Source organism: Phaeobacter sp. SYSU ZJ3003 (assembly GCF_041300735.1).
Lineage (GTDB): Bacteria > Pseudomonadota > Alphaproteobacteria > Rhodobacterales > Rhodobacteraceae > Phycobacter > Phycobacter gallaeciensis_A.
The window spans coordinates 29685-51447 of record NZ_PXNU01000044.1; the positions used below are offsets into that span (position 1 = coordinate 29685).

A 21763-nucleotide genomic window follows, 5' to 3' on the forward strand; every position below is an offset into this window, starting at 1 on the left:
TAAGGCTCCGCCGCGTTTGCATATATTTGCAGGGCGCAGCCGCAAAGAATTGCAAATTTCTGCTACACTGTGACGCCACGTTCTTTCGGCGGCTTGCCCGGGTGCATCGGTTGGGCGTAACTCTTTTGCATCGAGGAGCGAGGAGGACGCCATGTCGTATCAAGACGTATATGCCAGCTGGAAATCGGATCCTGAGGGGTTCTGGATGGAGGCCGCGAAAGCGATCGACTGGGACCAGGCTCCGAGCCGGGCGCTGAGCGATCTTGGCGGCGGGCTGTACGAATGGTTCGCCGACGGCATGGTCAACACCTGCTACAATGCCGTTGACCGCCACGTGGAAAACGGACGGGGTGAGCAGACGGCGATCATCTATGACAGCCCGATCACCCATACCAAGCGCGAGATTTCATTCGTCGAGCTGCGCAACCGCGTCGCCACGCTGGCCGGTGCGCTGCGGGCCAAGGGCGTTGAAAAGGGTGACCGGGTCATCATCTACATGCCGATGATACCCGAAGCCCTTGAGGCGATGCTGGCCTGCGCCCGTATCGGCGCGGTGCATTCGGTGGTCTTTGGCGGTTTTGCGGCAAACGAACTGGCGGTGCGCATCGACGACGCCACTCCCAAGGCGATCATCGCTGCCTCCTGCGGGTTGGAGCCGGGCCGGGTGGTCCACTACAAGCCGCTCTTGGATGGGGCCATTGATCTGGCCTCGCACAAGCCCGACTTCTGCGTGATCTTCCAGCGTGAACAAGAGGTTGCCGAGCTGGTCGAAGGGCGTGATGTCAACTGGCATGGCTTCCAGTATGGGGTCGAACCGGTCGATTGCGTGCCGGTCGAGGGCAACCACCCGGCGTATATCCTCTATACCTCCGGGACTACGGGGCAACCCAAGGGCGTGATCCGCCACACCGGCGGGCAGCTGGTGGCGCTGAACTGGTCTATGAAGAACATCTACAACGTAGATCCGGGCGACGTATTCTGGGCGGCCTCTGATGTGGGCTGGGTCGTGGGGCACAGCTACATCTGCTATGGGCCACTGATCCATGGCAACACCACAATCGTGTTCGAGGGTAAACCTGTGGGCACCCCCGATGCGGGTACTTTCTGGCGGGTGATTTCCGAGCATAACGTCAAGAGCTTCTTTACCGCTCCTACGGCGTTCCGCGCCGTGAAGCGCGAAGACCCCAAGGGCGAATTCGTCGGTAAATACGATCTGTCCTGCTTGAAACAGGTGTATCTCGCAGGCGAACGTGCTGACCCTGACACCATCACCTGGGCGCAGGACCAGCTGAAGGTGCCGGTGGTCGACCACTGGTGGCAGACTGAAACCGGCTGGTCCATCGCAGCGAACCCGCTGGGGATCGAGGAGCTGCCGACCAAGCTTGGCTCGCCCGCCGTGCCGATGCCGGGCTATGAGGTGGATATTCTGGATGAGGGCGGCAATCCGATGCCTGCAGGTGAACTTGGCGCCATCGCGGTGAAGCTGCCCTTGCCGCCGGGCACCCTGCCAAACCTCTGGAATGCCGAGGAACGTTTCAAGAAAAGCTATCTCACCACCTTCCCGGGCTACTATGAAACCGGCGATGCAGGCATGAAGGATGAGGATGGTTACCTCTATATCATGGCGCGCACTGATGATGTGATCAACGTGGCCGGCCATCGCCTGTCCACCGGCGGCATGGAGGAGGTTCTGGCCTCGCACCCCGATGTTGCCGAATGCGCGGTGATCGGCGTCAGTGATCAGTTGAAGGGGCAGATGCCGGTTGGCTTTCTTTGCCTGAACGCGGGCACCAACCGCCCGGGCGAAGAGATCGTCTCTGAGGTCGTGAAACTGGTACGCGAAAAGATCGGCCCGGTTGCGGCATTCAAACTGGCCGTGGTGGTGGATCGCCTGCCCAAGACGCGGTCTGGCAAGATCCTGCGCGGCACCATGGTCAATATCGCAGACGGCACGCCCTACAAGATGCCCGCAACCATCGACGATCCGGCCATCCTGGATGAGATAAAGGACGCCCTGCAAAGCATCGGCTACGCCAAGGGCTGAACCAGTCTGAAGGCTAGAATACCAAACCGTGCCGCATTGCTGCGGCGCGGTTTGTTCGTTGGGGGTCGAAGAAAGCCAGTGCTCGCGGAGGGTTTTGAAACCCCCGTCTCAGGCCGCCGGACGGTGTGTTTGTAAGGGCGTTTCCGGGGTGGTTTGGACAGCCCGGACGGTGCCTTGCCCCGCGTCGCCGCCGACCTTGAAAGTAGCGACACGCTGCTGCAGCAGCCGGGCGTTGTGCGACAGGTCCAGACTGACCGCGCTGGTTTCTTCCACCATTGCGGCATTGCGCTGCGTGACCTGATCAAGCTGACCGATGCCAACGTTGATCTCTTGCAAGGCGGCTGCCTGTTCCTTGGCGCCACTGGCGATATGACCGATGCGTTCGGAGATGTCCGATGCGCCGCCAATGATGGTCTGAAGTTCCTGGCCGACCTGTGCCACGACATCCACACCCGAATGCACCTGCGAAGAGCTGCGTTCGATCAGCTTTTTGATTTCCCCTGCAGCGCTGCCCGAGCGTTGGGCCAGGGTTCGAACCTCGGCCGCAACCACCGAAAACCCCCTGCCTGCCTCTCCGGCGCGGGCGGCCTCGACGGCGGCATTCAGAGCCAGAAGGTTGGTCTGAAACGAAATGTCGTCAATGAGGGAGACAATGCTTCCGATTTCCTCGGAGGATTGCTTGATCGCCTCCATCGCGTCGACGGCCCGGTCCATGACTTTGTTGCTGTCCTTAGCAGTCCGCTGCGCCGTATCTGCGATGCCTTTGACGTCCTGCGCCAGATTGGCCGAGGAATTGACCGCTGATGACATCTCTTCCAGTGCGGCGGCGGTTTCTTCCAATGTCGCCGCCTGCGATTCCGTGCGTGACGACAGTTCCCCTGAAGCGCCCTCAATCCCGTCGGCGGCTGCGGAGACTGTCGATGCAACCTGTTTGACCGATAGAACCACTTGCTCCAGTTTTTCGATGGCCGCATTGAAGGTGGTGCCGAGGGTGCTCAGCTCTTTGATGTCTGATACCTCGACCCGGTGCCGCAGATCGCCCTGGCTGATGGCCTCTAGCCCGGTAAGGATGCCATCCATGGCTTCCTGGCGGGCGCTGGCATCGGACACGTCGGTGGCAATCTTGATGACTTTGCGCACCTTGCCTTCAGAGTCGAATACGGGCGCATAGGTTGCCTGTATCCAGACAGGTTCGCCGGATTTCGAAACTCGTTCGAAGCGGTCCGAATAATATTCCCCCGATGCCAATCCCGACCAGAAGGTCGCATAATCCGCCGATTGCGCGTCTTCGGGCTTGACGAACATCGAATGATGATGACCTTCGATCTCGCTGAGTTCATAGCCCAGGGTGTCGAGGAAATTCTTGTTTGCTTTTAGGATTGTGCCGTCAGTCGCAAACTCGATAACGGCCTGTGTCCTGTCGATGACGTCCAGAACCGCCTGCTGTTCTTCGAACTTTCTTTCCCGCCGAGTACGGGGCTTGATAATTTTCAGCATCAAATCGTCCTCACATAATAACTCTTGCCTTAGTAATCGGCAGGAAAAAGGGTCTGTCGATACGTGCAAAACGTTGAATTGTTGCAATCAATAAACGATTTGAGGTGCGGGCGTGTTTTTCAAAATTTTCGGTGAAACGGAAGGATGAACAATCTTTTCAGGATCTTCCGAAGTATTTTGTAATCCTTATGGTTGCAGTAGCCGCGGGCGGCTCCATTAACTTTTGCGAATTTTTTACGGCTGTTAATTCGCTATGCTGCTTTTGTGTATGCCTGCCGTGCAACAGTCGGCAAAGGTAATCGCCTAAGTTTTCAGCCGTCTGAACACGTTATCCGGTTTGAGCCGCTGGTTGTCTGCTTGGGTTACCGGTCGGCGAAACGGAGGCGAGGCGCAATACTTGGAACAAATCCATCGATCTGTTAGCGGTAGCTAGGTGTAGAGTTCAATCTGGTGACAGTATTAAGGGGTGGAAATAATGCGTGCGAAGGTTTCTTGGGGACAGAACGCAGACGAGATGGGGTTTGCCCAACCGCATAACATCTTCAATCTTTTCAACGGAATCGTCGGGAATGATGATTTCCCCATCAAGACATCAACTGACCGCGCCCTGGTCGTTGAGGGGCAGTTGGGGTTTGCGGGCTTTCCGCTGGACCTGCGGATGACGATCAAGGGCGTCGGTTTCACCTATCAGGGCGATGAGGTCACGGGCGGGGAGATCCGCCGGATCAAAGTCGAACAGCTGACCGATGATGGCGGGACCGCCAAGATCTTCAATATGCGCGGCTTGCGGATCGACGTGAACGATCTCACCGATGCGATGGATTTTGAAGACAACGGTGGCTTTGATGGCACCGTTGAAGAGCTGCTCTATGGCAAGGGCTGGGTTTACCGGGGCGTGCCTTCGGTGGATGTCATCGACCCGAATGAGATGTTTTTTGGCAATGGCACCCAATTCAGCATGGATGGGCGGGACAAAATCTTTGGCCGCGCCGGGGACGACACCATCCTTAGCGGTGAAGGGCGTGATTTCGTGAGCGGGGGGAACGGCAACGACTTCATTCGCGGCGGGTTGGGGAAAGACACCCTGAAAGGCGGCCGAGGGGATGATGAGATTTATGGCGACGTCGGCTACTGGGACGGGCGACGCGACAAGATCTTTGGCGGTGGCGGCGACGACTACATTGAGGCCGGCGCTGGCAACGACCGTGTCAACGGTGGCCGCGGAAACGATAAGATGGTTGACACTGTCGGGCGCGATACCTTTGTCTTTGGTAAGAGATCCGGTCACGACTGGATCCACGATACTGACAACAACGGTGCCGACTTGATTATCCGCACCGGCAAAGAGATCACGGTCACCTTCATCAATATGGAGGATGAGTTCAGCTCAGGCCCCTGGGCCGGGGAATACTTTGACCGCGGGTTCCTGCTGGAATGGGGGCGCAACAGCCTGCTGCTTGGAACCTATGGCGATATCGAAGATTTCGGCCTAACAGATTATACCATGCTGTGATGGTCAAAGGGCGCAGGGCGAGGAGTATCGCGCCTTGCGCCCGTCAGAAGCCGTCAGAATTTGCTTGCGAACGTCCCGAGCATAAAGCTGCTGCGGGCAGGTTATTGTGTGTGGGTCCTAAGTGGGGCCGTGCCTAAACCATGTGCCGCGCGCGGGCGCCGCGTTCAATGGCGGCGGCGTGCAAGCGGTCGATGTTCAGCTCATACCGCATTTCTTCCAAAAGACGCAGCTCGGATTCCGCCAGCGTGCCATCGGCAGCAGCCACGTCACAGGCCAGCGCATAGGCGGTTTCGAACAGGCGTTCTGGCAGGTTGTCCCGGATCAGGCCGAACAGGGCGTCCAGCCCGTCCTCCTGCTCGAATAGGTCGAAAACGGTCTGCGAGATCGTGTTGATCCGGTCGATGTCATAGTCGGCAAAGACCGGCAACATGTTGACTGCGGATTGGATCTTGACCAGCTCGGCGGTGCGGATGTTCTCGTCCGAGGCCGAAATCGCCACCATCAGCGCCACGAGGCAATCCTGCGGCGTCATCGGATGGGGGGCTTGCTCGCTCATGGGGGCAACCTTTTGTAAAACCACTGTACATCACGGACGATATGCGGGGTTTTCTGCGGGTGCAACCATGCCGGTCCGCAGGTCGGCCCCCGGGGCGGTGTTTTGCCGCCGACAGGCGGATCCTGCAGGTTTTGTTGCGCGGGGCGACGGGGTTTGGCGCCAGTGTTTATTGACTTATGCCGCACCGGCACAATAGAGGAGGAGGCCGGATGCAAGACGCATGCCGGTAAAGCGGATATAGGCCGATTGGCGGCCCCGATGGAGAACAACATGTCTGAACTGCGCGAAACCGCTCTGACGAGCAAAGCCTGGCCGTTTGAAGAAGCACGCCGCATTCTCAAACGTTATGCCAAGGGCGCGCCGGAAAAGGGCTATGTGCTGTTTGAAACCGGCTATGGTCCCTCGGGTCTGCCTCATATCGGCACCTTTGGCGAGGTTGCGCGCACCACGATGATCAAGCGCGCCTTCGAGGTGATCTCCGATATCCCGACCAAACTGATCTGCTTTTCCGACGATCTGGACGGCATGCGTAAGGTGCCGGGCAATGTCCCGAATGCCGAAAGCCTGCACGACCACTTGCAAAAGCCGCTGACCTCGGTGCCCGATCCCTTTGGCACCCACGACAGCTTTGGCCATCACAACAACGCCATGCTGCGCCGGTTCCTGGATACCTTCGGGTTCGAGTATGAATTCTACTCGGCGACCGAATTCTATGGCTCGGGCCAGTTTGACGAGATCCTGAAGCGTGCCTGTGAACGCTATGACGAGATCATGGAGGTCATGCTGAAATCTCTGCGCGAGGAACGGCGCCAGACCTATTCGATCTTCCTGCCGATCCACCCGGAAACCGGCCGCGTTCTGTACGTACCGATGAAAAAGGTGGATGCGGAAAACCACAGCATCACCTTTGACGATGAGGACGGCAGGGAATGGACCCTGCCGGTCACCGGCGGCAACGTGAAACTGCAGTGGAAACCGGATTTCGGCGCGCGCTGGGCGGCGCTGGAAGTTGATTTCGAAATGTACGGCAAGGACCACAGCACCAACACGCCGATCTATGACAAGATCTGCCGGATCCTGGGCTGGCGCGCGCCTGAACATTTTACTTATGAGCTGTTCCTCGATGAGAACGGCCAGAAGATCTCCAAGACCTCGGGCAATGGCGTGTCGATCGATGAATGGCTGACCTATGCCTCTTCCGAGAGCCTTGCCTACTTCATGTATCAAAAGCCGAAAACGGCCAAGCGGATGCATTTCGACGTGATCCCCAAGGCGATGGATGAATACCATCAGCAGCTTCGGGCCTACCACGGTCAGGATCTCAAGGGGCAGCTCAACAACCCGGTTTGGCACATCCACGGCGGCGACGTGCCGGAATCCAAAATGGTGGTGCCTTTCTCGATGCTGCTGAACTTGGCCTCTGTGGCGTCGGCGCATGACAAGGAAACGCTCTGGGGCTTTATCCGCCGCTATGCGCCCGATGCGACGCCGCAGACCCACCCCGATCTGGATGCGGCGGCGGGCTTTGCTGTCAAATACTACGAAGACTTCGTCGAGCCGCAGAAAGTGTTCCGCGCGCCGAGCGACGTCGAACGTGCCGCGCTGGAGGAATTCCGCGGCAAACTGGCACCCTGGGATGGCGAGACCACGGGCGAAGCGCTGCAAGGCATCGTCTTTGAAGTGGGCCGCGAGCATTTCGGCAAGGAGAACATGCGCGACTGGTTCAAGGCGCTTTATGAGGTTCTGCTGGGCGCCAGCCAGGGTCCGCGTTTTGGCGGCTTCGTCGCCCTTTACGGCGTAGAAGAGACTGTTGCCCTGATCGACAAGGCGCTGGCTGGCGAGCTGGTCTGAAGGTCACCGCAAGCCAAGGATGAGAAGGGCGCCCAATGCGGCGCCCTTTGCTGTTCATGGTGCAGCGTTGGTGCAATCGCGTTGTGGGTATGACGCCGTATTCCACAAAGGCGCGCGACACAATATTCGGGTGTCCCTTGCTCTTGAGGTTGGCTGTGATGGACGAAGCGCCATTTCAAGGCGATAGCTCGAACGTTCGCTTTTAGGGGGTAAGGATCGTTTCGTTGGACCCTACCAACTTGTTCACCAGTCTACGCGGCGTATAGTGCAGATATGGAAAATGAAGCCCCAAAGAAACAAAAGACGTCGGTCCGAAAACGAGCCGATGAAATCAAAGAGTTTCGATGCAAGAACTTGATTGCGGTCATTGAAGATCCCGTGGACATCAAGAATATCGGAACGGTCATCCGAAACGTCAACGCGCTCGGTGTAGAAAAGGCCTACGTTGTTGATCCACGCAAAGCGCTGCCAAACGATTGGCAGGCTATGCGGGAAAGAAAATCCTTGTCGTCAACTTCCGTGTCTGCGGTGAAATGGACATTCGTTAAACGGTTCGACAGCACCGAAGAGTGCATGGACCATCTCGAACACAAGGGCTTTGTGTCCGTGGTTACGTCTCCGCATGTTAAGGGGAAATCTAACGTCTACCTCCATGATGGTGACTTCACCAAACACACGAAACTTGCTGTTTGGTTCGGGAACGAAAAACGCGGGATTAGTGAAACTGCAGTCAGCCGTAGCGAAATGTGCGTCGCAGTACCCATGTTCGGCATGATCGAAAGCCTGAACCTTGGCACATGTTCGGGAATCGTTCTCTACGAGGTGACTAAACAGCGACGTGAGTATCAAAGCCAATACAGACGCGCTCGGCATAAGGGCAAGCGAACGAGACCGCTTCCAACCGTTATACCGCGTGAGCAAGAATAACGGCATCCGTTTGACCGGACGCAGCAGAAAAGCTGCCAATCGTGCAGACAGCAGCATCCGATACTCCGGCCTCTATGTGCTCATTGAGGTCCGAGTTCCAGCGCCATCTACGCGCGCCGCGAACTGCACAGGGCGCCCAATGCGGCGCCCTTTTTCTCGACGGCCCGCAAGCTACGCCCTTGTCATCTAATTTTTGACCTGCCGCATTCCTGGCCTAGCTAAGACATCTAGGTATCGTTGGAGGTCGCCAATGTTCAGGTTTGCAAGTTTTGTGTTTTCGCTGGTGCTTCTGGCGCTGCCTGCGGGGGCAGAGGACAGGGACCGGATCACTGGCGTGATCGGGGCCCAGATCGAGGCGTTTCGCGATGATGACGTCACGCGGGCTTTCGGTTTTGCCTCCCCCCGCATCCGCAGCCTGTTTGGCACGCCCGAACGCTTTGGCGAGATGGTCGAGCGCGGCTATCCCATGGTTCTGCGCCCAAACCAGGTCCGCTATCTGGAGCTGCGAGAGGTCGCCGGTAACCTCTGGCAACGGGTGCTGATCACAGATCAGGACGCGCGGCTGCACCTGCTGGATTATCAGGTTGTCGGGGAAGGCAGCGATTGGAAAATCAACGCCGTGCAAATCCTGAAAGTGCCACAAGGCAATGCCTGAAGGCATGAGGCCCGGTGCAGGAGCAGCGCGCGCCTGTCTGACGCCGGATTAAGCCGGACATTCTAAACCCTTTCTGATCTGCGCTGCTGGCGCGTCGTGGCATAGGAAAGGGTTTCCCATGAACAAGGTGATCACCGATGGGCTGCAACTGACGCCTTTACCGTTCGAGGAAGGGCTGGATCAGTGGTCCAGCGGCGATGGCACGCCGGGCTCGGATACTTATGACGGGGTGGTGAACGCGGCCTATGTGGCGGCGGATGCGGATTTTGGCGGCTGCCTTGAGCTACAAAAGCTCGACAGCACGCAAAAGCTGCGTTTCATGGGAAAGACGCCGATCTTGCCGGGGTGTTACCTGCAGGTCCGCGCCCGTATCAAGGCGATCAGCGGCGCGCTTCCGACGGTGCGGGTCGCGGGCTGGGCCGGGCAGGCCAATAACAGCCACCTGTCCGGGGTGGTCGAAACCGGCACCAGCACGACGCTGACCTCGTATGGGCAGGTGGTGGAGATCACGGCCATCGTCGGGACTGGCAGTCGCAGTGGGGTGGATATGCCCTGGGGCCTTGCGGCCGACCACGGGCATTTCGGACTGGACCTGATTGGCCCCAATGGCGGCGTTGTGCGGATCGACGATATCGAGATCACCGATATCACAAGCGCCTTTCTGCGTGATATGATCAGCCTTGTGGATGTGACGGATTTCGGCGCCATCGGGGACGGGGTTCAGGACAACACAGCCGCCTTTGAAGCCGCCGATGCTGCCGCCGACGGGCGCCGGGTTCTGGTGCCGGAAGGGGAATTCTATCTGGCCGAAACGGTGTCGATGTACAATGAGATGGTGTTCGAAGGCACGCTCTCCATGCCGACAGACAAAATGTTGCTCATGCGGCGCAATTTCGATTTTCCCGCCTATGCCGCTGCCTTTGGTGACGAAGAGCTTGCCTTCAAGAAGGCATTTCAGGCGCTGCTCAACAACGTGGATCATGAATCGCTGGATCTGCGGGGGCGCATGATCACCGTGACAAAACCGATCGACATGCAGGCGGCGGTGCCGAACCGCAGCTCTTATGCCACCCGCCGGGTGATCCGCAACGGTCAGTTTTCCGCCGTGGGCGGCGCGGCCTGGGATACCGAAACCGTGAGCTCTCAGGCGACCTACGACAGCGGCGATCCGCGCAAGCTGCGCAACGTGGCCAATATCGCCAATATCGCCATTGGCGCATTGGTCGAAGGCAGCGGGGTGGGGCGGGAAATCTACGTGCGGGCCAAGAACACCGGCGCGGGTGAGCTGACGCTGAACGCGCCGCTTTATGACGCGGTGGGCACGCAGAATTTCACCTTCAAGGACTTCAAGTATCTGCTGGATTTCTCCGGCTTCAGCCAACTCAGCAAATTTGGCATGACCGAGGTCGAGGTGCAGTGCAATTCCCATTGCAGCGCCCTGCGCCTGCCGTCGGCGGGCACCGTCTTCAGTCTCGATCATTGCTTCATCTCCAGGCCCAAGGATCGCGGGATCACCTCGATCGGGTCGGGCTGTCAGGGCATACTGGTCGACAATTGCCAGTTCCTGTCCGCCGAAGAGCCGCTTGATGTGCCGGACCGGAGCAGCGTGGCCATCAACGTCAACGCCAATGATGCCAAGCTGCGCAACAACCGTGCCAGCAAATTCCGCCATTTTGCGCTGTTGGCCGGGGCGAATAATACGGTCACCGGCAACCATTTCTTTCAGGGTGACAGTATCGCCAATGGCGTGCGCACCGCCGGGCTGGTGCTGACGAATACCTATTGTTCGACGACCGTGTCCGACAATTACATCGACAATTGTTTTGTCGAATGGACGAACGAACAGGACCCGACGCCGGATTTCAGTTCAGGCTTTTCCTTCAGCGCCCTGTCGATCACTGACAATGTGTTTCTGTCTGGTGAGGTCGCGCCCTGGTTCAGCTATATCGTGGTCAAACCCTATGGCACCGGGCATTTCCTGAACGGTGTCACGGTCTCGGGCAACAAGTTCCGGTCGATCAATGGTTTCATAGACCGGGCTGAACGGGTGGATACCAGTTTCTCCGGGCTGGATTTCAGCCGCAGCAAGATGGTCTTTTTCGAAGGCAATACCTTTCACGGGATCACCTCTCCCGCCGCCAGTCCTCTGCGGCTGGAATACACCCAAGGCAGCGCTGCCACGACCTGGACCATCGACACGGATGGGCAGCTGCCGTTTGAAGGCCACGCGCGCAAGGTGGATGCGATTACCGCTCTGGGGCCGATCAGCACCTCTGGTGGCAGCAAACGCTATGCCATGCCCTATGCCGAGGTCGAGCAGGGTAGCGGTAAGGACCGGGTCAAGCTGAACTGGCAGGACGCGGTCAAGGGAGAGGTGCAGGTGATCGTGCGGGTGGACCGCTAGCGCGCCACTCAGGCGGGGGCCGTAAGATCATCTGGGGTTAGGACAAAGGCCTTGCCAAAGCCGCCGTTCAGATGTCCTGCTGTCACGTCCAGCCGGACAAAGGCAAAATCGCCAAACCCGATGTAGAGCTTCGCCTTGGGGTGGTCCTGCAGGTAATGCGCGGCCAGGCGGGCGTGTTCTTCGCCGGTATTGGGGATGAACTGCGCATGACCCTGCAGGCTGAGCCGGGGATGCGTCAGGGGATCACCCTTGTCACCCGGCTCCCCGACGAGAAAGGAACAGGCCGCGTTGTTCTGCAAAGCACGCGTGTGGGCGGAGAGGGCCGAGATCAGGCTGATCGGATGCCCTTCTGGCGACAGGCCAAAGGCGACACGCGTGACCAGCGGTGTGCCATCCTCGGTAATGACTCCCAGGGCGGCGAAACGTGCCTTCTCCATCAGTGACCGGGCAAGGCTGCGGGCGTCGTCATCGGTGGGGCGGATTGGATCTGTCATCGGATTGTTGTCCTGAGCCTGTTTCAGAACCTATGCCACAGGGATATTTTCAGGCCAAGGCTCTGCCTGTCGGCCTGTTTGTGCTCCAGCCCCACAACCAGTTCCTGACCGGGTGCCGTCCGGTATCGCAGACTTGGGGTGATGGCATAGGTCAATGGCGCCCCGACGCTGCGGGAGGTTTCGATCTGCAGCATTGGCGACAGGGCCGATCGGGTGTTGAGGCCAAAGGTGGCATCAAGTTTCCAGATCGGATCGGGGAGGCTGGCCCGGTATTCGTAACTGGCATCCAGCGAAATCCAGCCGCTGGCGCGGGCGGTCGTGAAATCATGCCCGAAGGACAGGGTGGCGCGGGACATGGGACTCCAATAGCCACGCTGGTGACTGCCGCCACCTGCGACTGTCAGCGCCAGCCGGGGCCGGGTTTCCCCGGTGGTCAGCGGGATCCGGGCAAACAGCAGGGCGTGGCCCGTTTGCCGGTCGTTCTGGTTCAGATCCACCCCAAGGGTCAGCCACGGCGACCAGCCGTATTCCCCGAAATACCCCAGCTCATGGCGCAGAGTGCCATCCTCGGTCTGCCGCAGGGTGGCGCTGGTGGCAACAAAACCCTGGCCCGTCTGACGCAGCCAAGCCCCGGCCAGCGCGGGCGGCGCCAGAAGCAGGCTGAACAGGCAGGAGAGGATCCAGATCCGCAATTGAAACTCCCCTGGGTTGCTTTGTTGATTTGGAATCAACCTTTGTATGTTTTTGCCACAAACTCAAGTTGCACGCGGAAAACAGTCTTGTTTGCGGCAAAATCGTCGTAGGGTGGAGGTGTTCAGGGCCAATCACGGGAGGAAACGATGCCGACAATTTCCAAAACGGCCGATATTCAGACGGTCATCACCACTTTTGAAATGACACCGGGAACCTGTCAGGATCTGCTGGATGCGCTGACAGACGCCTATGACAATTTCATTTCCCGGCAGCCAGGGTTCATTGCGGCGGGGCTGCACGTGAATGATGCGCAAACCCGGATCGCAAACTATTCCCAGTGGAAACGGCGCGAGGATTTCATGGCGATGCTGCGCTCGGAGGAAATGCGTGAACGCAACCGCCAGATCAGCGCCCTGTGCCGCAGTTTCGAACCGGTGATGTACGAAGTTGCCGCCACCTTTGACTGAGATCTGCAAATAGACTGATATGGATCAAGGCCTTGGGGGCACGCGCCGGGCATGTTGTCCCCAAGCCCGAATGACTGGAGGACCCAATGTATCACAATATTCTTGTACCGATTTCCTTTGACCCTGACCGCGATGTATCCGCACCTTTGAAACTGGCGCGCCTCTTGGCGACGCCTGAGGCGAAGATCACCCTGCTGCATGTGGTGGAACAGATCCCGTCCTACGCGATCACCTATATGCCGGCCGATTACATGGCCGAGGCCCGCGCTGCGCTGGAAAGCGAGCTGTCGGCACTGGCGGATACCCTGCCCAATGCCAAAGGTCTGGTCATTGAAGGGCATTCGGGGCGGTCGATCCTCGATTGGGCCGAGCAGAACAACCCCGATCTGATCATCATCGCGTCACACCGTCCGGGCATGCAGGATCTGCTCTTGGGCTCGACCGCAGCGCAGGTGGTGCGGCACGCCGGTTGCGCCGTCCATGTGGTACGCTGAGGTGATCTGAAACGGTATTCCTGAACTTTCAGAAGCGAGAACGGGGGCGCGTGTATCGTGCCTCCGATCTGTTTTGATCCGATGCCTAACCGGACCGACAGGTCTGATCATCCAGCCAGCCCGACCAAACGGTGCAAAGCCACGGCGGCCAGCCGCACGGCTGTGCTGCCCGGCTGTACGCCCTTCAACAGAGCGGAGCGGAGCAGCGCCTTGTTGGAATTCAGCGCATCGGCAATGCGGGAATAATAGACCTGTTTTTCCTCTGGCGCCCGCAGCAGGATGGTTTCGGCTTGCTGGATCGCCTTCCGCGTCTGTTGTTTCATCCTCGGCAGGGCAGAGGGTTTGACCGGAGTGTATACCTCAAACCCACGACGTTTGGGTTTCGTACCCGGATCGCGGTTCTTGGCAATCGCAGCGCTAAGGGTGTTCTCGACAAGGTCCAGCGCCTTCTGCGCTTCGGAATAGGCCGTGTTGCCGCGCAGTTTGTCGCCAGACCGTTTGTAAACCAGCCGGTAGCAATCGTAGCGGTAGACCCATTCGACATTTTCGCAGCGGCTGAAGCCCCGCGATAGGGTATTGGCGACGCTTTTGCTTGTTGCGGCGGACAGGCCGACAGAGGACCCGCTGCCTCCGTAACCTGCATCGCCGCCAGCGTGAAGTGCTCCTGCGGAGATCACAAACAGGCCAAGGATGGCAACGCGAAAAATACTCATAAACAAAACTCCTGTGTACCAATGTCAGGCTAGCACAGAATGATGATCAGGCAAGGAGGCAAACCGGGGCAGGAGGCGTCTTGCAATCCCCTGCACAGGATCTGAACAGGCTCAGATCACTTCCATTTTCGTTTCACATTGCCGCCGCGTTGTCCTGGCTTGCCCGCCGTGGACCTGCCACGGGTTTTCACCGCAGCCTCAGCAGCCGCATCGACGGCGGACTGGCGGGCCAGCGGATCGTCTGAGACCGCCAGATCCACGGCCTCCAGCCGTTTGACCTCGTCCCGCAGGCGGGCGGCTTCTTCGAACTCGAGGTTCTCGGCGGCCTTGCGCATCTGCTCCCGCAGCCCGTTGAGGTGGGCTTCGAGATTGGCGCCATGCATCGGCTTGTCGATATTGGCGGTGACGCGGTTCATGTCCACATCGCCCTGGTAGAGACCCGCCATGACGTCCTCGACGTTCTTCTTGACGGTTTCCGGCGTGATGCCGTGTTCCTCGTTATAGGCGATCTGCTTGGCCCGGCGGCGGTCGGTTTCTCCGATGGCCCGCTCCATCGAGCCGGTGATCCGGTCGGCATACATGATGACACGGCCATCGGCGTTCCGCGCCGCGCGACCGATGGTCTGGATCAGCGAGGTTTCAGAACGCAGGAAGCCTTCCTTATCGGCATCCAGGATGGCCACCAGCCCGCATTCGGGAATATCAAGGCCCTCCCGCAAGAGGTTGATGCCCACCAGAACATCAAAGGCGCCAAGCCGCAGATCGCGCAGGATTTCGATTCGCTCCAGCGTGTCGATGTCGCTGTGCATGTAGCGCACCTTGATACCCTGCTCGTGCAGGTATTCGGTCAGATCCTCGGCCATGCGTTTGGTCAGCACGGTACAAAGCGTGCGGAAGCCATCGGCAGAGACCTTACGGATCTCGTCCAGCAGGTCGTCCACCTGCATGTCGACGGGGCGGATTTCGACCATTGGGTCCAACAGACCCGTGGGTCGGATCACCTGTTCGGCAAAAACGCCGCCAGCCTGTTCCAGTTCCCACGCGGCGGGGGTGGCCGAGACAAAGACCGACTGCGGCCGCATTGCATCCCATTCCTCAAACTTCAGCGGGCGGTTGTCCATGCAGGAAGGCAGCCGGAAGCCGTGTTCGGCCAGGGTGAACTTGCGCCGGTGGTCGCCCTTGTACATGGCGCCGATCTGCGGCACCGAGACGTGGCTTTCGTCAGCAAAGACAATGGCGTTGTCAGGGATGAATTCAAACAGGGTAGGGGGCGGCTCGCCGGGCGCGCGGCCCGTCAGATAGCGCGAGTAATTCTCGATCCCGTTGCAGTGGCCGGTGGCCTCCAGCATTTCAATGTCGAAATTGGTGCGTTGCTCCAGCCGCTGCGCCTCCAGAAGCTTGCCGTCTCCAACCAGCTGATCCAGCCGCATCCGGAGCTCTTTCTTGATCTCGATAACCGCCTGGTTCAGCGTCGGTTTCGGCGTCACATAGTGGGAGTTCGCATAGACCCGGATCTGTTCGAAACTGCCGGTGCGCTCCCCGGTCAGCGGATCGAACTCGGTGATCGCCTCCAGTTCCTCGCCAAAGAACGACAGTTTCCACGCGCGGTCTTCAAGGTGTGCCGGGAAAACCTCAAGCGTGTCTCCCCGCACCCGGAACGAGCCGCGCTGGAACGCCTGATCGTTGCGCTTGTACTGCTGGGCCACCAGATCGGCCATCACCTGCCGCTGGTCGTACATCTCACCGACCTTCAGATCCTGGGTCATTGCCGAATAGGTCTCGACGCTGCCGATACCGTAGATACAGGAGACCGAGGCGATGATGATCACGTCATCGCGTTCCAGAAGCGCCCGCGTGGCCGAGTGGCGCATCCGGTCGATCTGTTCGTTGATCTGGCTTTCCTTCTCGATATAGGTGTCGCTGCGCGGCACATAGGCCTCGGGCTGGTAGTAGTCGTAGAAGGATACGAAATACTCGACCGAGTTTTCTGGGAAGAACCCCTTGAATTCACCGTACAATTGCGCCGCCAGCGTCTTGTTCGGGGCCAGAATGATGGCCGGGCGCTGGGTTTTCTCGATCACCTTGGCCATGGTGAAGGTCTTGCCTGTACCAGTGGCGCCCAAGAGCACCTGATTGCGCTCGCCTTCGTTGACGCCGGCGCTCAGCTCCGCAATTGCGGTGGGCTGATCCCCGGCCGGGCTGAACTCCGTGTTCATCACAAAGCTCTTGCCACCTTCCAGCTTGGGGCGCTGGACGGCCTCGCGTTCGGTCATCATCGGCAGCGATTTGTCGGAATGGGCGTAGGGCATTGGCGCTCCTCAGTCTGGCGGCCATACACTTGATCTCTTTTTGTTCCAGATCAAGGGGGCAGGGGCAAGTCCTGGGCAAGTTCCCGAAAAATTGCACGGCACTGCGACGGAGCTTGCGGCCTGCTGCGTTGCAGAAAGAGTGGCGTAAAACGATCCGGGGACAAAACCATGCGGAAGCTTATTTTCTGGAGTCATTTGACGGTCGGCCTGATGGTTGCCCTTGTGGTGCTGATGCTGTCACTGACGGGGCTGTTGCTAACCTATGAGGCGCAGATCACCCGTTGGGCGCAGACACCCGCCGTGTCCGAAGTGGGCACAGAGAGGCTGTCTGCGGATGAACTGGCAGGCATCGCCCCGATTGAAACAGGGGGGCGGGCGACAGCGCTTCGTTTTGCAAAAGATCCGGATGCCCCCGTGGCCGTGCAGGTCGGGCGAAATTCCACACTGTTTCTCGATCCATTCACCGGCGATTTACTGCCGGAACAGGGTGCGGGAGTCGCTGCATTCTTTTCCACGGTTGAACATCTGCACCGCTGGTTTTCGCTCTCTGGCGATGGGCGCGATCTGGGCAGGGCGGTGACAGGGGCCGCGAACCTTGGCTTTCTGTTCATTCTGGCAAGCGGCCTCTACCTTTGGTGGCCCCGGGCGTGGAAATGGCGGATTGTCCGCATGAACCTGTGGTTTCGCAAAGGCCTGCCCAGCAGCAAGGCCCGCGATTACAACTGGCACCATGTCTTCGGCTTCTGGGCGCTTGTGCCCCTGCTGGCGATTGTGGTGTCAGGCGTGGTGATCTCTTACCCCTGGGCCAGCGATCTTGTGTTCCGCCTTTATGGCGAAGAACCGGTGCAACTGCGTCGGCGGGCAGGGGCCGGGCAGGGCGCGTCGGACGCCGTGGCCGAGGTTTCAGGTCTCGATCTGGCGCTGTTGCAGGCCAGCGCGAATATTCCGGACTGGCAGCGGATGGAAGTTGCGCTGCCGGTTGCAGAAAAAATCCGCATCACCGTCGACAGCGGCACCGGCCGCCAGCCGACGAAACAGGTAACGCTGACCATGGATGCCCGGGATGGGGCGGTATTGGATCGCAGTGACTTCTCTGACCGCAGCGCGGGTCAGCAGGCGCGGATATTCCTGCGGTTCCTGCATACCGGAGAGGTTTTTGGCCTATTGGGGCAGACTTTGGCGGGGTTGGCGGCCGCATTTGCTCTGGTGATGACCTATACCGGCGCGGCGCTCAGCTATCGCCGCCTGATCCAACCGCTGTTGCGGCGCAGGCGCAGCAGGCAGACGGGTTAGCATTGTCGCAATACTAAGGATAAATCGATCTTGCCGCAGCGCGCGTATCATCGCATATAGGCAGCATCGGATGAGTAGGAGACTGCAATGCAAGCGCGTATTTACCGGCCAGCGAGAAACGCCATGACCTCGGGCATGGCCAAGACGCGGAAATGGGTTCTGGAGTTTGCACCCGCAAGCGCCCGCGAGGTTGATCCTCTGATGGGCTGGACTTCCTCTGCCGATACCCAAAGCCAGGTCCGCCTGCGCTTTGACAGCAAGGAAGAGGCGCTGGAATACGCCAAGGATCACGGCATCACCGCCGAGGTGGTCGAACCGAAGACCCGCAAGACCAACATCCGCCCCGGCGGCTATGGCGATAACTTCGCCACCAACCGCCGCGGTCCCTGGACCCACTGAACCTGTAAATCGGGGCAAGGTTGTCGCGGAATCGGGGCAAAGATTTCGCGGAGCCTCAGATTTAGATATTGGTGAGCGCGGCGCACAGCATGTTGATGCTTGTCGCATCGCCGCCGGAATCCCCCCGAACACGATTCCCTCAGGGCGACCCAACCGGTCGCCCGTTGTATTTCCAGATCTGCCAGAGTGCCCATCATGATCATTACCCACCTCGTCACCCACAATGGCGGTTTCCACGCGGACGAACTTCTTTCCTCGGTCATCCTGACCCGCCTGTTCCCGCAGGCCGAGGTGGTGCGCACTCGTGACGCCGCGTGGATCACCCCCGGTGAGGGCAAGATCATCTATGATGTCGGCCGCGATTATGACGCTGAGGCGGGCATTTTTGACCACCATCAGCGCCCCAATCCCCTGCGTGAGGACGAACAGCCCTACAGTTCCTTCGGTCTGATCTGGAAGCATTTCGGCCTTGACTACCTCCGCGCTTTGGAGATCCCCGAGGCCGATCTGGAAGACATCCACGCCAGCTTTGAGCAGAGCTTTGTCCTGCCCATCGACCTGATAGACAACGGCGCGATGAACCCTTCGGTCGCAGGTCCGCTGACGCCTTTGACCCTCTCGGTCCTGTTGGAAAGCCTGAAGCCCGTCTTCGACAACCGCAGCGCGGACGCGGACGATAAAGCTTTTGCAGAAGCTCTGCCGATCGCGCGGGCGTTTGTCGAGGCGTCGATCACCAAGAAAGCCGCCAAGCGTCGTGCCGAAGCCATGGTCATCAAGGCGATCCAGGATGCTGGCCACTCGCGCATTCTGGAATTGCCCATGGGCATGCCCTTCCGCTCGGCCATTGAGGCGACTGGCGCGGACCACCTGTTGTTCGTGGTGGCCCCCCGTGACAATGACTGGTCCATCGGCGGTATTCGCATCAGCGGTGACAGCTTTGAGCAACGCGCCGATCTGCCCGCCGCATGGGCTGGCCTGACCGACAAGGCATTGGAAGAAGCCAGCAGCGTCAAAGGCGCAAAGTTCTGTCACAACGGACGGTTCATCGCGGTTGCCAGCAGCCGTGAGGCAGCCCTTAAGATGGCTGAACTGGCCGTCGAAGAGGCTAAGCGCACAGGCGCCGCAGCCTGATCTCGCCGCAGCCTGATCTCGTAGGAGGGCACGATGGATTTCCTGCTGAACGGAGACGAAACGGGGCGAACCACAATCCTTCTGGCCCATGGTTCTGGCGCAGCGATGGACACCCCTTGGATGGATACGGTTGCCGAAGGGCTGGACGCCCAAGGCTTCCGCGTCGCCCGCTTCGAGTTCAGCTACATGTCCGCCCGTCGCACTGGTGGCTCTAAGCGCCCACCGGCAAAGGCCGACACCTACGCGCCGGAATTTCTTGCCGCCATTGACGCGCTTGGCTGCGATGGTCCGCTGATCATTGGTGGGAAAAGTATGGGCGGCCGCGTGGCCAGCCTGATCGCTCAGGACCTTTATGACGCGGGGCGGATCAAAGGAATGCTGTGCCTCGGCTTCCCGTTCCATCCGCCGAAGAAGCCCGGCAATCGACGTGGTGAGAACCTTGCCGAGATAACCTGTCCAACCCTCATCTGCCAAGGCACCCGCGATCCATTCGGCACGCGGGAAGAGGTGCAGGAATACGATCTGTCCAATGCCGTGACCCTGCACTGGCTGGAAGACGGCGATCACGACCTGAAGCCCCGTAAACGGTTGACCGGAAAGACTCTTGAGGACCAACTCCTTGAGCTCGCGGAGCAAGTCAAGGTCTGGGCAAATTCCTGCTTCTGATTGGCTTCGTCAATATTCGACTGGAGAAATCTAGGCGCCAATTTCGGCCCAATCCGGCCCTGCGTGTGAGACAGCGCGTATGACCGCTCGAAGCCTTTACCCGTGTCGTAAGCTACCTGGAAGCGGGAAAATGGTATTTGACGCAGTCACAACGGTTTCGATGGTTGAGGCGTTCCAGACCGCGATCCCCCTTTGCGATCTCCCCGAATATCTCGGCGCAACGAAACAGCAAATTGAAGTTCTCTCTCTCGGCGGCATTGTTCTCCCGCTGACCCTAAGGACGAAACGCGGCTCGGTTCGGCACGTCCTCTTTGGTCGATCGCACCTTGATCAGCTACTGGCATTAATCGCCGGTTTGTCGGCAACACCGGTGTTCGGCGAAGGCGCTTCTGCATCCGATCTTTTATGCTTGCCAGCGTGGGGCCGACCGATTTGAGTACCTGTTTTCCGAAATTCTCAACGGAAACATCCCGGCATTCCGACATCCCCGCAAGCAAGGGATTGAATTACTCCTTGTAGATGTTGTCCCCTTGGTTTTCGCGAAAAACGCAGCCTGACCTACCCCCGCAGATCTTGAGATGGAGCCCGCTTCGGAGGACTTTTCTTTTCTATTTCAGGGAGTTCGCGGGATCTTGCCCCTATTCTCGCGGCATCCTTGCTCCGAGGGAGGAAAGGCGTAAAATAAGGCTTTGAAATCATGTTGAATTTTTTGCCGCGTGGAAACAACTTTGCCCCGACTTACAGAACCAAAGATGCCCGAAACCGTGATTGTACCGGCCCGTCCTTCGGATCCCGATGCGGCGGTTCTGATCCGGCGCCACCTGGATCAGATGGCCGCGCAATCACCGGAAGAGAGCTGTCACGCGCTGGACGGCAGTAGTCTTGAAGGTCCGGACGTGCAGTTCTTCCTGCTGCGCCGTGATGGTCAGGCGATCGGTATGGGCGCGCTGAAGCGGCTGGCGGATAACACCCGTGAGCTGAAATCGATGCACACGCTCTCTGAGGCCCGCGGCAGTGGCGCGGGCAGGGCCATTCTGGACCATCTCCTGAAGCTTGCCCGTCAGGAAAGCGCCTCTGGCATTTACCTGGAGACCGGCTCTACCCCAGAGTTCCTCCCGGCGCGAAAGCTTTATGAAAGCTACGGATTTTCGGAGTGTCCGCCCTTTGGGGACTACAGTGAAGATCCCTGGTCTGTCTTTATGCATCTGGACCTGTCAGCCGCGCCTTGACCCTTGCATTGCGGGTGTCGTAACTGGTCCTCAGCGGTCCCTTAGCTCAACTGGATAGAGCAGCTGACTTCTAATCAGCAGGTTCGGGGTTCGAGTCCTCGAGGGATCGCCATTATTGGGAATGTGCCAATTAGGCATAAGTGAGCTACTCCCCATTTGTTGGACAGGATCTGGCGCAATTTAAGCTACTCTTTGCATCTGCTGATCGGTTTGGGTTGTTTCATTTCGCTGCCAATAGATCACAGCGGGTGGTTGGCCGCCAAGGGCGGAATGTGGGCGCTTGCGGTTTTAGAACTCGATCCACTTTCCGACACCTGCTTTCGCTTCCGACCCGGTCTCCCAGGAATGCAGGTAGACACACTTGTAAATGCTGGATTGAATTTCCCCGGAAGTGCTGGCGCAAATTTCCCCACCTCGCGGGTTCGGCG

The 21763-nt window shown here is 59.0% G+C and carries 21 protein-coding genes and 1 tRNA gene; 16 read left to right on the forward strand and 6 right to left on the reverse strand.

All coding sequences use genetic code 11. The features are described from left to right. Window positions 1-151: 151 nt before the first annotated feature. Window positions 152-2044 (forward strand): propionate-CoA ligase PrpE, encoded by a 1893-nt coding sequence (gene prpE, locus C6W91_RS15885; RefSeq protein ID WP_274835656.1) that lies wholly within the window; start codon window positions 152-154, stop codon window positions 2042-2044. A gap of 108 nt (window positions 2045-2152) precedes the next feature. Here prpE and C6W91_RS15890 read toward each other — a convergent pair whose 3' ends face one another. Continuing rightward, window positions 2153-3541 (reverse strand): methyl-accepting chemotaxis protein, encoded by a 1389-nt coding sequence (locus C6W91_RS15890; protein ID WP_370571109.1) that lies wholly within the window; start codon window positions 3539-3541, stop codon window positions 2153-2155. A 475-nt stretch (window positions 3542-4016) separates the two neighbouring features. On the opposite strand from C6W91_RS15890, the gene C6W91_RS15895 reads away from it, so the two are divergent. Further along, window positions 4017-5054 carry a calcium-binding protein gene (locus C6W91_RS15895; protein ID WP_274838768.1) on the forward strand — a complete coding sequence of 346 codons (1038 nt, stop codon included), beginning with the start codon at window positions 4017-4019 and terminating at the stop codon, window positions 5052-5054. Window positions 5055-5187: 133 nt separating this feature from the next. On the opposite strand, the gene C6W91_RS15900 is transcribed toward C6W91_RS15895, so the two are convergent. Further along, window positions 5188-5610, reverse strand: coding sequence for a tellurite resistance TerB family protein (locus C6W91_RS15900; protein WP_065270643.1), 423 nt, complete (start codon window positions 5608-5610; stop codon window positions 5188-5190). Between the two features lie 270 nt (window positions 5611-5880). On the opposite strand from C6W91_RS15900, the gene C6W91_RS15905 reads away from it, so the two are divergent. The 4 genes from C6W91_RS15905 to C6W91_RS15920 all read left to right on the forward strand — a co-directional run bounded on the left by C6W91_RS15905 (window position 5881) and on the right by C6W91_RS15920 (window position 11447). Continuing rightward, window positions 5881-7461, forward strand: coding sequence for a lysine--tRNA ligase (locus C6W91_RS15905; protein WP_370571112.1), 1581 nt, complete (start codon window positions 5881-5883; stop codon window positions 7459-7461). Window positions 7462-7734: 273 nt separating this feature from the next. Next, window positions 7735-8388, forward strand: coding sequence for an RNA methyltransferase (locus C6W91_RS15910; RefSeq protein ID WP_274838766.1), 654 nt, complete (start codon window positions 7735-7737; stop codon window positions 8386-8388). Window positions 8389-8638: 250 nt separating this feature from the next. Next, window positions 8639-9043: a DUF4864 domain-containing protein gene (locus C6W91_RS15915; protein WP_274838765.1), complete on the forward strand. Its 405-nt coding sequence runs from the start codon at window positions 8639-8641 to the stop codon at window positions 9041-9043. A gap of 118 nt (window positions 9044-9161) precedes the next feature. Continuing rightward, window positions 9162-11447 carry a glycosyl hydrolase family 28-related protein gene (locus tag C6W91_RS15920; protein WP_274835650.1) on the forward strand — a complete coding sequence of 762 codons (2286 nt, stop codon included), beginning with the start codon at window positions 9162-9164 and terminating at the stop codon, window positions 11445-11447. Window positions 11448-11455: 8 nt separating this feature from the next. Here the strand turns inward: C6W91_RS15920 and C6W91_RS15925 are convergent, their stop codons facing one another. Together C6W91_RS15925 and C6W91_RS15930 are read right to left on the reverse strand one after the other, a co-directional pair. Further along, window positions 11456-11941 carry a HugZ family protein gene (locus C6W91_RS15925; RefSeq protein WP_274838764.1) on the reverse strand — a complete coding sequence of 162 codons (486 nt, stop codon included), beginning with the start codon at window positions 11939-11941 and terminating at the stop codon, window positions 11456-11458. 23 nt (window positions 11942-11964) lie between these two features. Beyond that, complete coding sequence (locus C6W91_RS15930; protein ID WP_274838763.1) at window positions 11965-12633, reverse strand: hypothetical protein; 669 nt, start codon at window positions 12631-12633, stop codon at window positions 11965-11967. Between the two features lie 147 nt (window positions 12634-12780). Here C6W91_RS15930 and C6W91_RS15935 point away from each other — a divergent pair, with 147 nt between their 5' ends. Together C6W91_RS15935 and C6W91_RS15940 are read left to right on the forward strand one after the other, a co-directional pair. Further along, window positions 12781-13101, forward strand: coding sequence for an antibiotic biosynthesis monooxygenase (locus tag C6W91_RS15935; RefSeq protein ID WP_065270639.1), 321 nt, complete (start codon window positions 12781-12783; stop codon window positions 13099-13101). Window positions 13102-13187: 86 nt separating this feature from the next. After that, window positions 13188-13595, forward strand: a complete 408-nt coding sequence (locus C6W91_RS15940) for a universal stress protein (protein ID WP_065270638.1) — start codon at window positions 13188-13190, stop codon at window positions 13593-13595. A 107-nt stretch (window positions 13596-13702) separates the two neighbouring features. Here the strand turns inward: C6W91_RS15940 and C6W91_RS15945 are convergent, their stop codons facing one another. Both C6W91_RS15945 and uvrB read right to left on the reverse strand, forming a co-directional pair. Then, window positions 13703-14308, reverse strand: a complete 606-nt coding sequence (locus C6W91_RS15945) for a hypothetical protein (RefSeq protein ID WP_274838762.1) — start codon at window positions 14306-14308, stop codon at window positions 13703-13705. Window positions 14309-14424: 116 nt separating this feature from the next. After that, the gene (gene uvrB, locus C6W91_RS15950) at window positions 14425-16617 is read right to left on the reverse strand and encodes an excinuclease ABC subunit UvrB (RefSeq protein ID WP_274835647.1); all 2193 of its coding nucleotides are present in this window, start codon (window positions 16615-16617) and stop codon (window positions 14425-14427) included. 168 nt (window positions 16618-16785) lie between these two features. Between uvrB and C6W91_RS15955 the strand changes: the two genes are divergently transcribed. From C6W91_RS15955 to C6W91_RS15990, 8 genes are all read left to right on the forward strand, one after another. Continuing rightward, window positions 16786-17910, forward strand: a complete 1125-nt coding sequence (locus C6W91_RS15955) for a PepSY domain-containing protein (RefSeq protein WP_274838761.1) — start codon at window positions 16786-16788, stop codon at window positions 17908-17910. An 87-nt stretch (window positions 17911-17997) separates the two neighbouring features. Further along, on the forward strand, window positions 17998-18309 hold the full coding sequence (locus tag C6W91_RS15960) for an ETC complex I subunit (RefSeq protein ID WP_065270634.1): 312 nt from the start codon (window positions 17998-18000) through the stop codon (window positions 18307-18309). Window positions 18310-18504: 195 nt separating this feature from the next. Next, window positions 18505-19440, forward strand: a complete 936-nt coding sequence (locus C6W91_RS15965) for an MYG1 family protein (protein WP_274838760.1) — start codon at window positions 18505-18507, stop codon at window positions 19438-19440. 33 nt (window positions 19441-19473) lie between these two features. Next, entirely contained in the window at window positions 19474-20106 is a 633-nt protein-coding gene (locus C6W91_RS15970) for an alpha/beta family hydrolase (RefSeq protein WP_274838759.1), read from the forward strand. Window positions 20107-20236: 130 nt separating this feature from the next. Further along, complete coding sequence (locus tag C6W91_RS15975) at window positions 20237-20542, forward strand: hypothetical protein (protein ID WP_274838758.1); 306 nt, start codon at window positions 20237-20239, stop codon at window positions 20540-20542. 316 nt (window positions 20543-20858) lie between these two features. Then, window positions 20859-21335, forward strand: coding sequence for a GNAT family N-acetyltransferase (locus tag C6W91_RS15980; RefSeq protein ID WP_274835762.1), 477 nt, complete (start codon window positions 20859-20861; stop codon window positions 21333-21335). A 35-nt stretch (window positions 21336-21370) separates the two neighbouring features. Further along, a tRNA-Arg gene (locus tag C6W91_RS15985) sits at window positions 21371-21447 on the forward strand. A 47-nt stretch (window positions 21448-21494) separates the two neighbouring features. After that, window positions 21495-21763 (forward strand): hypothetical protein (locus C6W91_RS15990; RefSeq protein WP_370571113.1); only part of this gene is annotated, 269 nt, incomplete at its 3' end.

Bases quoted from the DNA above. Each gene is read 5' to 3' on its own strand.
- prpE (WP_274835656.1), top strand. From the start codon at position 152: ATGTCGTATCAAGACGTATATGCCAGCTGGAAATCGGATCCTGAGGGG.
- C6W91_RS15890 (WP_370571109.1), bottom strand. From the start codon at position 3,541: ATGCTGAAAATTATCAAGCCCCGTACTCGGCGGGAAAGAAAGTTCGAA.
- C6W91_RS15895 (WP_274838768.1), top strand. From the start codon at position 4,017: ATGCGTGCGAAGGTTTCTTGGGGACAGAACGCAGACGAGATGGGGTTT.
- C6W91_RS15900 (WP_065270643.1), bottom strand. From the start codon at position 5,610: ATGAGCGAGCAAGCCCCCCATCCGATGACGCCGCAGGATTGCCTCGTG.
- C6W91_RS15905 (WP_370571112.1), top strand. From the start codon at position 5,881: ATGTCTGAACTGCGCGAAACCGCTCTGACGAGCAAAGCCTGGCCGTTT.
- C6W91_RS15910 (WP_274838766.1), top strand. From the start codon at position 7,735: ATGGAAAATGAAGCCCCAAAGAAACAAAAGACGTCGGTCCGAAAACGA.
- C6W91_RS15915 (WP_274838765.1), top strand. From the start codon at position 8,639: ATGTTCAGGTTTGCAAGTTTTGTGTTTTCGCTGGTGCTTCTGGCGCTG.
- C6W91_RS15920 (WP_274835650.1), top strand. From the start codon at position 9,162: ATGAACAAGGTGATCACCGATGGGCTGCAACTGACGCCTTTACCGTTC.
- C6W91_RS15925 (WP_274838764.1), bottom strand. From the start codon at position 11,941: ATGACAGATCCAATCCGCCCCACCGATGACGACGCCCGCAGCCTTGCC.
- C6W91_RS15935 (WP_065270639.1), top strand. From the start codon at position 12,781: ATGCCGACAATTTCCAAAACGGCCGATATTCAGACGGTCATCACCACT.
- C6W91_RS15940 (WP_065270638.1), top strand. From the start codon at position 13,188: ATGTATCACAATATTCTTGTACCGATTTCCTTTGACCCTGACCGCGAT.
- C6W91_RS15945 (WP_274838762.1), bottom strand. From the start codon at position 14,308: ATGAGTATTTTTCGCGTTGCCATCCTTGGCCTGTTTGTGATCTCCGCA.
- uvrB (WP_274835647.1), bottom strand. From the start codon at position 16,617: ATGCCCTACGCCCATTCCGACAAATCGCTGCCGATGATGACCGAACGC.
- C6W91_RS15955 (WP_274838761.1), top strand. From the start codon at position 16,786: ATGCGGAAGCTTATTTTCTGGAGTCATTTGACGGTCGGCCTGATGGTT.
- C6W91_RS15960 (WP_065270634.1), top strand. From the start codon at position 17,998: ATGCAAGCGCGTATTTACCGGCCAGCGAGAAACGCCATGACCTCGGGC.
- C6W91_RS15965 (WP_274838760.1), top strand. From the start codon at position 18,505: ATGATCATTACCCACCTCGTCACCCACAATGGCGGTTTCCACGCGGAC.
- C6W91_RS15970 (WP_274838759.1), top strand. From the start codon at position 19,474: ATGGATTTCCTGCTGAACGGAGACGAAACGGGGCGAACCACAATCCTT.
- C6W91_RS15975 (WP_274838758.1), top strand. From the start codon at position 20,237: ATGGTATTTGACGCAGTCACAACGGTTTCGATGGTTGAGGCGTTCCAG.
- C6W91_RS15980 (WP_274835762.1), top strand. From the start codon at position 20,859: ATGCCCGAAACCGTGATTGTACCGGCCCGTCCTTCGGATCCCGATGCG.